The following is a 1,265-nucleotide window of genomic DNA, read 5'->3' on the forward strand; positions in this document are numbered from 1 at the left end:
GTACTCATCACGTTTTGTATGGGCGAAATCCGAAGGATCTGCAAACAGTTATAAATGGGTATCCCGATGGTTTCCCAATACCTGATCTTAGCAAAAAAAGCCTTGAATGGAACTGTCCTTATTTCTTTTTCTGGCAGAGGTATAATATCTGTTCCTTTAAATTCTTTCACTATCAAATCTGCATAAGGGTCTTCACCCACCAAAACCTTTATTTTATCTTTTAAAGAATAGCCTTCAAGCGAAAGCCTTTCGGGTTTTACGCCAAATCCCCCCAGATACCATAGTGGCTTTCCAAAAACCGGATAAATGCTAAAAGACTTTCTAAAATGGATTACGGCACTGTTATAATACTCCTGGGCCTTGTTTTTAAGAAGTTTTGCCCGGTCTAGATAATCCAGAAGCTGTTTTCTTATATTTTCGATTTCGTTTTTTCGCTCTTCTTCCGCTTTAATGCTCAACTGTAGCGATGAGAGATTTGGGTATTTTTTTCTCAGCTCGCTTCCGCGTACGCTGAAATACTCGGCAAGATTTTTCAAATAGGCGTAGTTGCCGCTGAAGTGCTCAAGGTCATATAGATACTTGTTTACAGTGTTGATATCAGCTTTCGAATATTCTTTCAAATAAGCATAATAATATTGCTGATCCCTCTGACCCATTCTAAAATAACCTTCTCCGGCATAAGCAGTTGTTTTCAAAAAAGTGATTACAGCAAAAAAAACAATTATAATAGCCGCAGAGAAGGATTTCCCTATTTTCATTTCCTTCTGTTGATCGTTGAAATAGACTCCAACAGCAAGTGAAAGCAGAAAAACTCCACCCATTAGATTAGGTTGCATGTGAAGCGGGAATTCGAACATGCTGTGAAGCGATAGGGAAAATATCCCGGCTCCTATGGCTCCATATAATAACAGATTGGTTCTATCCTTTATACGGAATAGCCTTCTAAAATACGTCCAAACCAAAAAGATCATAAACAGCAGTATCATTGCAAAGCCCAACAGTCCCGTTTCACTGAGGGATTGAAGATAATCGTTGTGCGTTCTTTTGAAATTATTCCACACTGCGGAATACTCTGGATGATCTGCAATTACGTTTGGGGTGTACAGTAAATGGTAAAGCTGAAAGGTGCCTATACCACTACCAACGAGTAGTCTCAATTTATTTTTTGGTTCTATCCATTGATATACGGAATTCAACCAGGCGGAAAATCTCTCTTTCCATGAGCTTGAAGAAGTCAGCGCGTACTCCAGCCTTTTCGTTACGCT

Annotated in this window: 1 pseudogene; it reads right to left on the reverse strand. The window is 39.3% G+C overall.

The window, feature by feature from the left end:
* Nucleotides 1-1,265, reverse strand: a pseudogene (locus tag AC3LHT_RS05120) (O-antigen ligase family protein); the annotation flags it as partial.

The organism is Kosmotoga sp. (genome assembly GCF_982836095.1).